The following is a 12419-nucleotide window of genomic DNA, read 5'->3' on the forward strand; positions in this document are numbered from 1 at the left end:
CCTCGGCTCCTCCTGGGCTCAGTGGAACCGCCTCAGTGGAACCGCCTCAGTGGAACGGAGAAGCCCGCCTGGCCCTGTCCCGGTCCACCATCTTCTGCACCGTCGCCTGCGCCTCGTCGCACAACAGCCGGGCCGCCGCCGCTCGTTCGGCGAAGGAATCCGACCGTACGGGAACCGGAATCGGCTCCCCGAAGGAGATCAGCCATTTCGACGGCAACGGCAGCAGCGTGGTGACCGGGAAATAGGGCAGCCCGGTCAGCCGCGCCAGGAAGTCGACCTCGCCGAGTTTCGGATACGCCTCTTCCGCGCCGACGATCGACACGGGTACGACCGGTGCTCCCGCCCGCATCGCGGTCACGGCGAATCCCGTACTGAACGTACGCAGCCGGTACCGCTGCCGGAACGGCTTGCGGACCCCCGCGAATCCCTCGGGGAACAGCCCGACGGCCTTTCCGCTTTCCAGCCGACTCAGTCCCACCGTCGGGTCGTTGTCGAAGATCCCGGCCTTTCGCGCGGTCGAGGCGAGGACCGGAAACCTGAACACCAGGCTGGACGCCATGATGTCGACCTGCCGCTCCAGCTCGCGGTCCAGCACCTCATTCAGGATGAAACCGTCCAGCGCCCACGCTCCGGAATGATTGGCGACCAGTATCACCGGCCCCGATTCCGGAACGTTCTCGATTCCGGAGGTCTCCACCCGGAAGTACGAGTCGGCGAGCCAGGACGTCAGCCCCCGCAACGCGTTGTCGCTGATTTCGCCTACCGACTCCTGCACGGCCGAACCACCTCACTGCCCTTACTGTGCAAAACCCTGAAAAAGGGAATTTGCTCAGTATGTCGACGGGTCGCCCGAAACTTGTCGATACAGTGCCGGACAGTGCTGGAACAACTCAAATAACCCCATGGGAGGGCGACATGAGCACGTCTGCGCAGCTGGACACCCAGGACACCCGAGGCACCCTGGAAATCGTCACGGGCCTTCTCGTCGAGAAGTTCGAGGCCGACCCCGCCGCCGTGCGGGAACTGACGCCGATGACCGACCTCCTGATCGACTCCCTCATGGTGGTCGAGATGGCCATCACCCTCCAGGACGAACTGGGCGTCAAGCTCGGTGAAGAGGACCTCCGCGACCTCACGCTCGGCGAGTTCGTCTCCCGCGTCGACGAACGGAGGGCGCGCGCGTGAAGCCCGCGTTCGCCCCGGTCGTGACCGGCATCGGACTGGTCACCGCCGCGGGGCCCGACCGGGACACCACCTGGGCCGCGGTCCGCGAGGGCCGTCCCACCGCCGCGCCCGACCCGCGCCTCCACGACCTCCCCGTCTCCCTCACCTGCCGGGTTCCGGCCCTGGACCACCCCGTCCTGCGCCAACGCGGCTCGGCGTCCCTCGACCCCGTCGCCCGCCTCGGCCTCGCCGCGACCGCGCAGGCCCTGGAACACGCCGACCTGGACCCCTCGGCCTGGGACGGCTCCCGGGTCGCGGTCGTCACCGGACACGGCACCGGAGGGGTGCACTCCGAGCAGACGGCCGCCGCCCGGCTCGCCGACCGTGGCCCCGGCAGCGTCTCCGCGTACTTCCTCACCGGATACCTGATCAACATGGCGGGCGCGAACATCGCCCTGCGCTTCGGGATCACGGGCCCGACGACAGCCCTCTCCACGGCCTGCGCCTCCGGCACCACCGCGCTCGGCACCGCCCGCGACCTCCTGGCCACCGGGCAGTGCGACATCGCGGTCGTCTGCGGTGCGGAGTTCCCGCTGACCCGCCTCGTCGTCACGGGCTTCACCCAGCTCGGCGCGCTGTCCAACCACTCCTCGCGGCCCTTCGACGCGGCCCGCGACGGCTTCGTGATCGCGGAGGGCGCGGGCACGCTGATCCTGGAGCGCCCCGAACACGCGGCCGCGCGCGGTGCCCGGCCCCTGGCGCGCCTCATCGGTTACGGAGCCTCCACGGACGCGCACCACCTGGTGGCCCCGCACCCGGAGGGCCGGGGCGCGGAACGGGCGGTCCGCGCGGCACTGGCCGACGCCGGACTCCTCCCCGAGGACGTCGACCACATCAACGCGCACGGGACGTCGACGCCGCGCAACGACGAGGTGGAGGGGGCGCTGCTGCGGCGCGTCTTCCCGCACCGCCCGCCGGTCACGTCCGCGAAGGGTTCCCTCGGCCACACGATGGGCGCGGCAGGGGTGATCGAGGCGGCCCTCACGGTGCTCGCGCTGCGGGAGGACGTGGTGCCGCCGACGGCGGGACTGACCGAGCTGGACAAGGCCCTGGACATCGACGTCGTCATGGGCGCGGAGCGGGCCCACGCCTCGTCGATCGCCCTGAGCACGTCCTTCGGATTCGGGGGGCACAACGCGGCGGTGGTGCTGGCGAGGGCGTGACCGTTGCCCGTCTGCGGATCCGGTAGTGACATCAGCCCACCCACGCCCCGCAGGGTTGAGGCGGAGGGGCGGGGCCGGGACAACCCGCCGCAGGCGCACCCGGGTGCCGCCCGGCGGGCTAGCTTGACCCCATGGACCTGCGACTGGCGGCGTACGCCGTGTGCATCGAGGGCGGTCGGGTAGTCCTCGCCCACGCCGTGAAGCCGGACGGCCAACAGACCTGGACCCTCCCCGGCGGCCGGGTCGAGGGCGGCGAGGACCCGTTCGACGCCGTGATCCGCGAGGTCGCCGAGGAGACCGGCCTCGACGCCGCAGTCGAACGCCTGCTGGGTGTTGACTCCCGCACCGTCCCCGCGGCGGAACGCCGCACCCCCGGCCTCCCCGCCCTCCACAACGTCGGCGTCTTCTACCGGGTCCGCGTCACCGGCGGCCACCTCCGCCCCGAACCGAACGGCGAGACCGCCGAGTCCGTCTGGACGCCGCTCGCGGCCGTGCCCCGGCTCATCCGCTCCTCCCTCGTGGACGTCGGCCTCGCCCTGGAGCGGGATGCCCCGTCGTCCGGCCACGTCGCCCCGGTTCCGGTCGGCGGACTGGTCGAACACTGAGGTGGCAGCCCGTATGCCCTGATCAGGAGGGCGTTGGCGTCGCTTAGAGTGCTGTCTGTCCCCCAGCCACCTCCGACCGAGGAGCAACCGTGACCGAGCAGGCGCCCACGTCCGTGCAGCAGGAAATCGCCCGGGATCTGCACGTCGGCGCGTCCTTCGACGCGCCGCAGGAGATCGAGAAGCGGGTCGCCTTCCTCGCGGACCAGCTGACCTCCACCGGTCTGCGCTCTCTGGTGCTGGGCATCAGCGGCGGCGTGGACTCCACGACCGCGGGCCGCCTCTGCCAGCTCGCCGTCGAGCGGGTGCGGGAGGGCGGCGGGGACGCCACCTTCTACGCGATGCGGTTGCCGTACGGCACGCAGGCCGACGAGAAGGACGCCCAGCGCGCGCTGGAGTTCATCCAGGCCGACGAAGTGCTCACGGTGGACGTGAAGGGCGCGAGTGACGCGTCGTTGGACGCACTGCTGGCCGGAGGCACCGTCTTCCGCGACGCCCACCAGCAGGACTTCGTGCACGGCAACATCAAGGCCAGACAGCGCATGATCGCCCAGTTCGCGGTCGCGGGCGCCCGGAGCGGCCTCGTCGTGGGCACCGACCACGCCGCCGAGGCGGTCTCCGGCTTCTTCACGAAGTTCGGCGACGGCGCGGCCGACGTGGTGCCGTTGACCGGCCTGACCAAGCGGCGCGTGCGGGCCGTGGGTGCGGAGCTCGGCGCGCCCGCCGAGCTGGTCAGCAAGGTGCCGACCGCCGACCTGGAGACGCTGGACCCCGGCAAGGCCGACGAGGACGCGCTCGGGGTCACGTACGACCAGATCGACGACTTCCTGGAGGGCAAGCCGGTCGATGCCGCCGCGTACGACATCATCGTGCGCCGCTACCGGGCCACCGAGCACAAGCGTCAGCTGCCGATCGCACCCTGAGCACCCATTGTCAGTGGGCGGTGGCAGTCTGTTCGCATGAACTTCCGTACGAGTCGCGCGAGTCCCGCCACCGCCGCCGACTACCGCTGGATACGCGACCCCGCCTCCGCGTTCGCCCGCGCGCTGGCGGGCGGCTACACCCTGACGTTCGTACGGGGCGTGACGCCCGCCGAACTGGCCGACCGGCAGCGGGACCCGTCCCCCACGGGGGTGCTCGGCGTGCCGGGGGAGGGCGGGGACTGGGCCCTCGCCCTGCATCTCCATGACGGCCGTACGGGCATACGACCCCACGCCCTGGAAGCGCTCTCCGCCGGTTCGCGGGCCGTCTCGCACACGACCGACACCGACCTGCCCACGGACCACTTCCACTGGTACGAGGACGGTCGGCTCCGCACCGCCTTCGAGTGGCCCACGGACCGCTCCGGTTCGACCCCCGACGCGCTGAACGACGTACTGGCGGAGGTCGGCTTCGACCTCACGGAGGTCGACGACCTGGTGGGCGGGTTCACCGTCGACGTCGACCAGAAGGCAGCCGTCTTCGCGCTCACCGAGCGGCTGACCGGAGTGCGGGTCACCGAGGAGCTGCTGACGAGACTGTCCCCGCGCCGCTCCCCTCCGGAGACGTAAGCCCAGTGGTCTGCGCGTCCCGGCAGTCTCTCCCGAGGGGTTGATGCTCTGTTCCCGCCCGGCCGCGAGCGACGCCCAGCACGGTGCCTTCTCCGCCCCGAAGCTCACCCTGGGCGACCCGACGAATCACGTCGTCGACGGTCGTACGGAGCGGATGGAACGCCGTGCCGTCCCGGTGTCCGTCCGAGGCGGGTGCAGCCGGACCACCACCGTCCATCCCGAGCAACCCGAACCTGGGCGGTACTCGGTGGTTTCGGCGCGACCCTGGTCATCGGCACCGTCGCGGGCCTCTCCCCGGAGGGCCGGGATTGTCAGACCCCCGTGCCACGATGGATCCATGACCATCGAGATCCGCCCCGCCACGGTCTTCGAGGACGTCCGCACGCTGGTCGGCCCGAAGTCCCCGACCGCCAACGTCTGTTGGTGCCTGAGCTACCGCATCCCGTCCCAGCTCAACAACTCCCTCGTCGGTCCCGCCCGAGGCGAGTACGTCGCCGGGCTGTGCCGCAAGGAGCCCCCGCCGGGAGTCCTCGCGTACGACACCGCCGGCGGTGGCGACGCGGAGCCGGTCGGCTGGGCGGCCGTCGCACCGCGCGCCGACACGACCTTCGCGCACAGCCGCAAGATTCCGCACGTGGACGACCTGCCGGTCTGGTCGCTGTGGTGCGTACGGGTGCGCCCCGGCCACCGCAAGAAGGGTCTGACGCACGCGCTCATCGCGGGGGCCGTCGAGTTCGCCCGCGCCCAGGGGGCTCCGGTGATCGAGGCGTACCCGCTCGACAACGGCGACGCCCGGGTCGACCTGACGATGGCGTACGCGGGGCTCCGCAAGAACTTCGAGCGTGCGGGCTTCACTCATGCCGCCGACACCACCTCGGTACTGGCCGGTCACCCCCGGGTTCTCATGCGCCGTGAACTGCGCGGAAGTTGAGGGGTCCGCCTGGGCGAACCAAGGCGAACCAACCGGAACCCGGACTCACGACCCCGGGCTCACGACCCCGGACTCACGACCCCGGGCTCACGACACCTGGCTCACGGCCCTGCCACAAGCCAGGTGATCAGTACGGCGTCCAGTTCCCCGCTGTACCGGTGCACGACCGAGATGCCGCGCCCGCCGGTCGCCTCGGGCAGCAGCTCGACGACGTACGAATCGGAATCCTCACCGGCGTCCGGTACGGGCCGTCCCCGCTGCGGATCGGTCTCCAGGGACGCCCTGACCGCCTCGACGGCGGCCCGTTCGCGCGGGGCGAGGTCGATCCGGGCCTTCTCGGCACTGTCGCTGTAGAAGGCCAGAGTCACCGGCTACCGGCCTCGCCCAGCTTGCGGCGCAGCTCGGCGGCGACGTCCTCGTTGGGCCGGGCCAGCGCGGCCACGCCGTCGGGGTCGAGCCGCAGCAGGACGCGGTGCCGGTACGCCTGGATGAGCTCGCGGACCTGGGCCAGGTCGTCGAGGTCGGCCTCGTCGAGCTCCGTCTCGAACCTGTCCAGATCGGCCGAACTGTGGGCCCGTAGAGCCGCACGCAGTTCGTGCAGGGTGCCCATGGGCGGCCCGGATGCGGACCGACCGGGACGGTGGTGGTCCGGTTGTGCGGTCACGGGCTTGCCTCCTCGTCACTGCTGAGACGGTGTCGCTGCTGAGACGCTACCCGGGGCGGGAGCGGGTACGCACGCGTATCCGCGCGCCGGTCGGCCGGAGTCGGGGCCGAGCCACGGCCCCGTCGAGCAGCACCGGCAGTTTGCGCATGTCGTCAAAGACCACCATGTCCGGGCCGCGTGGAGGAAGAGGCCGGGGGCGGCTTTCCGTGGCCGCCACTCGACGCCACGCACACGGGCAGTCCGAGGGCTCGCAGCGCGTCCAGGGCTTCGAGGACTCCGTCGACCGGCACCAGTTCGGTGGCGACGGCCTCACGGTGGAGCCGGTCGAAGGCGGCACCCCACACGGCGGCGATCTCAGGGCTCGCGGGCAGCATCCGCAGCAACCCGGTGGCCAGACCGGGGACCACCGCTCGCCCGTCGGGGGAGCGCCGGGCCGTTTCCCGTACGACGGACCCGGTGCCGCAGCCCAACTCCAAGGACCGCCAGTGCGGTTGCACTCCGATACCGTCCAGGACCCGAACGACAGCCGACCGGCAGGCATCGGGACCTTGCCGGGTTGTCCACCCCCGCGACGTCCCACTAGCGTGCCCGCGTGGATCTCTTCTCGTACACTTGGGCAGCGCTGCGCGCCACGGTCGCCGACCTCGCCGACGGGGACTTCGCACGGCCGTCCGGCTGCGAGGGATGGCTGGTACAGGACCTCGTCTGTCACCTGATCATCGACGCGCAGGACGTGCTGATCACCCTGGCGACTCCCGCCACCGGCGAGCCGACCCGCAACGAGCTGACCTACTGGGACGTCACCGGCACCCCGCCGACCGGCGAGGACCCGCTCGACGCCCTCACGGTCCGGCTGGCCGCCGCGTACCAGGACCCCGCCCTGCTCAAGTTCCACCTGGACGACATCGGTTCGGCGGCAGGGCGGGCCGGAGAGCTCGTCGACCGGGCGTCATGCGTCGGCACCCGAGGCGAGGTGCTCACCGCCGACGACTACCTCTCCACGTACGTCATGGAGTGGACGCTCCACCACCTCGACCTCGTCGCCCACCTCCCGGCGAGTGCGGCCCGGCCGCCCGCCGAGGGGCTCGCGAGGTCGAGGTCGATGCTGGAGCGGATCGCGGGGGCGGCGTTCCCCGCGTCCTTCACCGACGAGGACGCGCTGCTGGTGGGCACGGGACGGCGCGCGCCGACGGAGCAGGAGCGGGCGGAGCTGGGCGGACTGGGGGAGCGGCTGCCGTTCGTGCTGGGCTGAGCGGGGTTCGGCCGAGCGGGGTTCGGCTGAGCGGGGTTCCGCTGAGCACTGCTCGCGTACGGCGGCGACTCCGCAGGCCCCTGCTCACGTACGGGCAAACGTTTTGCCGTGCCTGGCCGGCCCGGTGAGGATGACGCCATGCCTCATTTCACCGCGCCCGACGGTACGCGACTCGCCTTCCACGTACGGGGTGAGGGCACGCCCCTGCTCTGCCTGCCCGGCGGGCCGATGCGCGCCTCCGCCTACCTCGGAGACCTCGGCGGACTCTCGGACCACCGGCAGCTGCACCTCCTCGACCTGCGCGGAACCGGTGCCTCCGCAATCCCGGCCGACCCGACGACGTACCGCTGCGACCGACAGGTCGACGACGTCGAGGCATGGCGCGAGCACCTCGGTCTCGACCGCGTCGACGTCCTCTCGCACTCCGCGAGCGGCGACCTCGCCCTCCTGTACGCGGCCCGGTACCCGCACCGCATCCGCACCCTGACCTTCGTCACGGCCCGTGCCCGTGCCCTCGGCATCGACTTCACCGGGCAGCAGCGCAGGGAGGCGGCCGAACTGCGGGCGGCGGAGCCGTGGTACGGACAGGGGCGCGCGGCGTACGACGCGGTGTGGTCGGGGACGGTGACCGACGAGGAGTTCGAGGCGGCGCTCCCCTTCTTCTACGGACGTTGGGACGGGGCAGCGCGGGCGCACGCGGCGTCGGACGTCGAGCAGAGCAACGAGTCGGCGGCGGACGCGTATGCGACGGACGGCGCGTTCGCCCCTGCGCCGACCAGGGCGGTACTCGCCGCCTTGGACGTGCCCGTGCTCGTACTGGCCGGAGAACTCGACGGCGGACCGCGCCCGCAGGTCGCCGCCGAGGTCGCGAAGCTGTTCCCGCGCGCGGAGCTGGCGGTCCAGCCGGGAGCCGCCCACTATCCGTGGCTCGACGATCCGCGCCACTTCGTCAGCACGGTCGCGGCGTTTCTCGGGCAGGGGATCCCGGAGCGGACCGACGACGCCTGAACGCCCCCCATCGCTCAGAGCGAGCCGACGCAACGGTCCAGCTCCTGGGCGAAGCGCGGACATCGTCGGGCAGCGGCCACCGCAACTCCCGTGCGCTCCAACCCTGTTGGAGCCGTACAGACCGGGCGAAGCGCAGCAGGGGCCGGGCGAGCGTGTATCCGGCCCCGAGTACGACGACCTGGAGCGACGGCCCCCCAGCAACCCCCGCCCGAGGCGATCGGGCTGCGACGAGGGGCCGCCCCAGGCGCGGATGGGACGGGCCCCCGGTCGGTCAGCGGTCCTTGGACAGGGCGTACAGCTCGCCCAGCAGGCTGCCCTCCCTCGTGACCAGGTCGTCGAACGTGCCCTCCTCGCGGATGCGGCCCTTGTCGAGGACGATCACGCGGTCCGCCATCCGTACGTTGTCCAGGCGGTGCGTCACCACCAGCGTGATCCGGTCGTGGGCCGTCTCCCGCAGCGCGCGGAAGATCTCGTGCTCGCCCCGGGGATCCATCTCGCTGGTGGGTTCGTCGAGGACGAGGACGCCGGGGCTCCGGTAGAGGGCCCGGGCACAGGCGAGGCGCTGCCACTGGCCGCCGGACAGTTCGTGGCCGCCCCACACCGAGCGGGCCAGAAGCGTGTTCAGTTCGTCAGGAAGCGCGCGCAGGGTTTCGGCCATGCCGACGGACTCCGCCGATTCCCACACGCGGGTGTCGTCCTCTTCGCGCTGTTGGCCGAGCGTGATGTTCTCCCGTGCGGCGAGCGGCCAGTGACCGTTCTTCTGGGGGACCAGGCCAACGTGTTGCCACACCGACTCCGCGTCCGCCTCCGCGAGGTCCGTCGTGTCCCAGAGGAGGCGGCCCGAGGTGGGCAGGGTCAGGCCGGTGATCAGACGGACGAGGGTGGATTTGCCCGCCCCGTTCTCGCCGACGATCGCGATGACCTCGCCGCGTCGGAGAGTGAGGGAAAGGGGGTGCAGGGCGGGCACTTCCTTGTGGGGGTAGGTGAATCCGACGTCGTCGAGGCGGATGGTGTGCGGGGGGCGGTGGACGAGGGAAGTGCCTCGGTCCGTGGTCGAGTTCCTTACTTCGTCCAGGAACTCGTGGTAATCGCTGAGATAGAGGCCGTGGTGGAACATCACCGTCCCGTAGCGAATGATCGAGTTCAGCGCCCGGCCGGACGTCTGCGACGCGACGATCGCGGTTCCGGCGACGGCGAGCGCCATGTGGCCGCTGAGGACGAGTGCCGCGAGCGAAGCCCACATCCCGAGGACGAAGAATCCGGAGAGGGCGGCGGCGAGCGCGGTGATGCGGAGGTAGGGCCCCGCGCCTTCCAGTTCCCGCCCCTCGACCCGGTCGCACATGGTGCGGTACCAGAAATGCAGGTATTCCCGCATGGTGTTCGCGCGCAGTTCGTCGGCGAGTTCGGCGGTGGTCAGCCACCACCGCATCATTCCGCGCACGGTACGGGCGGAAATCGTACGGTCGTGAACCCGGTAGTCGATCCGCGCCGCGATCACCCCGCCGAGGCCCTTCGGCACGACCGAGAGGAGCAGGACGATCAGCAGGACAGGGTGGAGCAAGGTCAACACCGAGGCGGCGGAGACCAATTGGACGAGACCGTTGGTGAAGGTCTTCGCGTCGTCCGCGAGGTCCACCGCCCGGGCCGCCCCGATCTCGGCGGCCTGGCTGCGGTCCTTGAAGCCTTCCTGGTCGTACGCGCTCAACTCGGCCCGCATGTGGAGGTCGACGATGGTGAGGTCGGCGGCGGAGGCCACCTGGGGGTTGAGGCGGCGGGTGGCCCAGTCGGCGGCGATCCAGGCCGCCGAACCCGCCGCCTGCGCCACTCCCGCGACGACCAGCGCGGGCCATGCCGAGTCGAGTGCGGCAGCGGGGCTCGACGCCGTGAAGAGGTGGGGAAGGGCCTTGGCCACGGCGGTCAGCATGATCGCCGTACCGATCCCGGACAGCACCTGGCAGACCAGCACGGTGAGCACCATGCGGCGATCCACCGACCAGGCCAGCCTGGCGGTCTGCGCCAGCGCGGTCGGAATGCGCCGGGCCATGTCGAGGAGGGTGGCGTCCTCCATGGCCCTGCGGTGGCGTCGCCCGTTGTAGTCCAGCTCCGGCGGCACGGTGGGGCGCGACCGCTCGGGCCGGGGCGGCGGAACGGTGGGGGAGGGGTTCGGGCCGGTGACCGGGCCGTGGTGGGTCGGGCCGTGGTGGGTCGGGCCGGGGGTGCGGGGGCGGGCTCCTTCGGATTTGCTCATGCGGCCCACCTCGGTGAACGGCGTGAGGAGGAGCCCAGTGGCAGTGCCCTGACGGAGTCAACCTGCTGCCGTGGGCGGACGACGGAAACGGGAGGATTCTCGAACGCAAAGTGACGCCGGGTGCGGGAGCGAACGGAATGCACGGGTCCTCCTGAGGTGAAGCGAACGGATTCGGCAGCCGGGAAACTCTCCTGATCAAGGACCCGTTACGGGGGCGCCGAGACGAATCGTCGCGTGCATGTTCGAGCCCGTGGCGTGGGGCGGGCGAGTGCTGAGCGCGCGGGCTGTGATCCGGCGTTCGATTCACCCGTAGGTGGCCCTTCACTCGGGAGAGGGATTGCCGGGAGGCGTTCTGATGACGTGACAGCTGGCGTGCCGGGTGACACGACGTGGCGTGCCATGACGGGCCCGGCTGGGCTGGGGGCCCGGCGGACCCGGCGGGTGCCCGGCAGGAACAGGGGAGGGAGGCGTCGTGCGGGACGTCGCGTGTCACGGAGTCGACGAGCAGCGCATCGCCCCGGCGCTGGAGGACGTCGAAGGGCGGGCGTTCGGGTACTGGTACTCGGCGACGTACGGGAGTTCTGGCCTGTGCGGCCTCCAACGGATGTGCCTCTACCTCACCGAGGCCACCGGCCACCTCCCCCGCGACTGGCCCTCCGTCACTCCGCGCAAGCCCGACGCCACTGAACGAGCCTCCGCAGCAGCTGAGTTGGATGCAGCCGCCGTTTCGACCCCGAACCAGCGGCCGCTGCGCGTGCTCCTGGAGGGCGATCGGCGCCTCTTAGAGGCCGCTCTGACGGACCGTCTGGTACGGCTCTCCGAGGACGCCCCTGCCGACGCGCCCGTCCGTAGCCTGCTTCCGCTGGCCACAATCTCCCTGGCCCCATTGGCCGTTCAGCTCCAGGGGTGGGCGCTGGGCGTCACGTCCGGCTATCTGCCGCAGGGGCTCGTAACGGGCTCCGAAGTAAGGCGGAACAAGGCCGAGGGGAGTGGTGCGGGCCCGGAGTGAACAGGCCCGCTCCCACGGCTGGTTGAGGCTCTCAGGGGCGGCGCGTCGCCAGTACGCAGAATTCGTTGCCCTCCGGATCTGCGAGCGTCACCCAGCTCTCCTCGCCCGTCTGGCCGACGTCGGCGGGGCGGGCGCCGAGCCCGAGCAGGCGGCGGACCTCTTCGTCCTGGCTGGTGTCGGTGGGGTTGACGTCGATGTGGAGCCTGTTCTTGACGGTCTTGCTCTCGGGCACGCGGACGAACGCCAGCGTCGGCGGTACGGGACCCGGCCGGTCGATCCCCTCGGGCACCTCGGACGAGCCGATCGAGATGTACTCGTCCTCGCCCTCCTTGGCCTGCACTTCGTAGCCGAGGACCGCGCACCAGAACCGGGCGAGTCCGACGGGGTCGGCGCAGTCGATCGAGAGCTCGGTGAACTTGCTGGTCATGCGAGGGCCTCCGGAGTCGGCAGCAGGTGGGGCGTGCCACAGGGTAGCCAGCCGGGGTGTCAGGGGCAGGCCGTACGCTTCTTACGCCTCACCGGCCGTGTTCTGGAGCTCCTCCGCACCCGCCCCGACCTCGCCGCACGGCGGGCCGCGTTGATACGCGGCCCGGGCCTGCCGGGCCGGGCGAAACGGGAGGTGGCAGGGCTGAGGTGCAAGTCCCAGGGTGCATGACACGATGACGGCCGGAGGCCGCACGAGCAGGGCCGCACGAGCGGGGCCGGACAGGCAGGCAAGCCGGACCAGCAGGGCGAGCGGGACGTGCAGGACGAGACGAGAGGACATCC

General features: G+C 71.4%; 16 protein-coding genes. 9 read left to right on the plus strand and 7 right to left on the minus strand.

Going from position 1 to position 12419, the window contains the following annotated elements; translation table 11 throughout:
• Nucleotides 1-46: 46 nt before the first annotated feature.
• Complete coding sequence (locus OG897_RS27645; RefSeq protein WP_266660806.1) at nucleotides 47-775, minus strand: lysophospholipid acyltransferase family protein; 729 nt, start codon at nucleotides 773-775, stop codon at nucleotides 47-49.
• A gap of 140 nt (nucleotides 776-915) precedes the next feature.
• On the opposite strand from OG897_RS27645, the gene OG897_RS27650 reads away from it, so the two are divergent.
• From OG897_RS27650 to OG897_RS27675, 6 genes are all read left to right on the plus strand, one after another.
• On the plus strand, nucleotides 916-1185 hold the full coding sequence (locus OG897_RS27650; RefSeq protein WP_266660808.1) for an acyl carrier protein: 270 nt from the start codon (nucleotides 916-918) through the stop codon (nucleotides 1183-1185).
• Entirely contained in the window at nucleotides 1182-2387 is a 1206-nt protein-coding gene (locus OG897_RS27655) for a beta-ketoacyl synthase (protein WP_266660810.1), read from the plus strand. The genes OG897_RS27650 and OG897_RS27655 overlap by 4 nt, the downstream gene beginning before the upstream one ends.
• Nucleotides 2388-2518: 131 nt before the next feature.
• Entirely contained in the window at nucleotides 2519-2992 is a 474-nt protein-coding gene (locus tag OG897_RS27660) for an NUDIX hydrolase (protein ID WP_266660812.1), read from the plus strand.
• Between the two features lie 89 nt (nucleotides 2993-3081).
• Nucleotides 3082-3912 carry an ammonia-dependent NAD(+) synthetase gene (gene nadE / locus OG897_RS27665; protein WP_266660814.1) on the plus strand — a complete coding sequence of 277 codons (831 nt, stop codon included), beginning with the start codon at nucleotides 3082-3084 and terminating at the stop codon, nucleotides 3910-3912.
• Nucleotides 3913-3948: 36 nt separating this feature from the next.
• Entirely contained in the window at nucleotides 3949-4539 is a 591-nt protein-coding gene (locus OG897_RS27670) for a DUF6461 domain-containing protein (RefSeq protein ID WP_266660816.1), read from the plus strand.
• A gap of 337 nt (nucleotides 4540-4876) precedes the next feature.
• Nucleotides 4877-5470 (plus strand): GNAT family N-acetyltransferase, encoded by a 594-nt coding sequence (locus OG897_RS27675; RefSeq protein ID WP_266660818.1) that lies wholly within the window; start codon nucleotides 4877-4879, stop codon nucleotides 5468-5470.
• 101 nt (nucleotides 5471-5571) lie between these two features.
• On the opposite strand, the gene OG897_RS27680 is transcribed toward OG897_RS27675, so the two are convergent.
• From OG897_RS27680 to OG897_RS40835, 3 genes are all read right to left on the minus strand, one after another.
• Complete coding sequence (locus OG897_RS27680) at nucleotides 5572-5838, minus strand: hypothetical protein (RefSeq protein WP_266660820.1); 267 nt, start codon at nucleotides 5836-5838, stop codon at nucleotides 5572-5574.
• Nucleotides 5835-6134, minus strand: coding sequence for a hypothetical protein (locus OG897_RS27685; RefSeq protein WP_266660822.1), 300 nt, complete (start codon nucleotides 6132-6134; stop codon nucleotides 5835-5837). Before OG897_RS27685 ends, OG897_RS27680 begins: the two co-directional genes overlap by 4 nt.
• Before the next feature lie 152 nt (nucleotides 6135-6286).
• Nucleotides 6287-6631 carry a hypothetical protein gene (locus OG897_RS40835; protein ID WP_323188110.1) on the minus strand — a complete coding sequence of 115 codons (345 nt, stop codon included), beginning with the start codon at nucleotides 6629-6631 and terminating at the stop codon, nucleotides 6287-6289.
• A gap of 95 nt (nucleotides 6632-6726) precedes the next feature.
• Between OG897_RS40835 and OG897_RS27695 the strand changes: the two genes are divergently transcribed.
• A complete protein-coding gene (locus tag OG897_RS27695) occupies nucleotides 6727-7386 on the plus strand; it encodes a maleylpyruvate isomerase N-terminal domain-containing protein (RefSeq protein WP_266660824.1) in 660 nt (219 codons plus the stop codon).
• A gap of 138 nt (nucleotides 7387-7524) precedes the next feature.
• Entirely contained in the window at nucleotides 7525-8394 is an 870-nt protein-coding gene (locus OG897_RS27700; protein ID WP_266660826.1) for an alpha/beta fold hydrolase, read from the plus strand.
• 271 nt (nucleotides 8395-8665) lie between these two features.
• On the opposite strand, the gene OG897_RS27705 is transcribed toward OG897_RS27700, so the two are convergent.
• Nucleotides 8666-10462: an ABC transporter ATP-binding protein gene (locus OG897_RS27705; RefSeq protein ID WP_266662457.1), complete on the minus strand. Its 1797-nt coding sequence runs from the start codon at nucleotides 10460-10462 to the stop codon at nucleotides 8666-8668.
• 652 nt (nucleotides 10463-11114) lie between these two features.
• On the opposite strand from OG897_RS27705, the gene OG897_RS27710 reads away from it, so the two are divergent.
• Nucleotides 11115-11651, plus strand: coding sequence for an Imm49 family immunity protein (locus OG897_RS27710; protein WP_266660828.1), 537 nt, complete (start codon nucleotides 11115-11117; stop codon nucleotides 11649-11651).
• A gap of 31 nt (nucleotides 11652-11682) precedes the next feature.
• Here the strand turns inward: OG897_RS27710 and OG897_RS27715 are convergent, their stop codons facing one another.
• Complete coding sequence (locus tag OG897_RS27715; protein ID WP_266660830.1) at nucleotides 11683-12078, minus strand: VOC family protein; 396 nt, start codon at nucleotides 12076-12078, stop codon at nucleotides 11683-11685.
• Nucleotides 12079-12159: 81 nt separating this feature from the next.
• On the minus strand, nucleotides 12160-12417 hold the full coding sequence (locus OG897_RS27720; RefSeq protein ID WP_266660832.1) for a hypothetical protein: 258 nt from the start codon (nucleotides 12415-12417) through the stop codon (nucleotides 12160-12162).
• Between the last annotated feature and the right edge of the window lie 2 nt (nucleotides 12418-12419).

Origin of the sequence: Streptomyces sp. NBC_00237, assembly GCF_026342435.1 — a bacterium.
Lineage (GTDB): Bacteria > Actinomycetota > Actinomycetes > Streptomycetales > Streptomycetaceae > Streptomyces.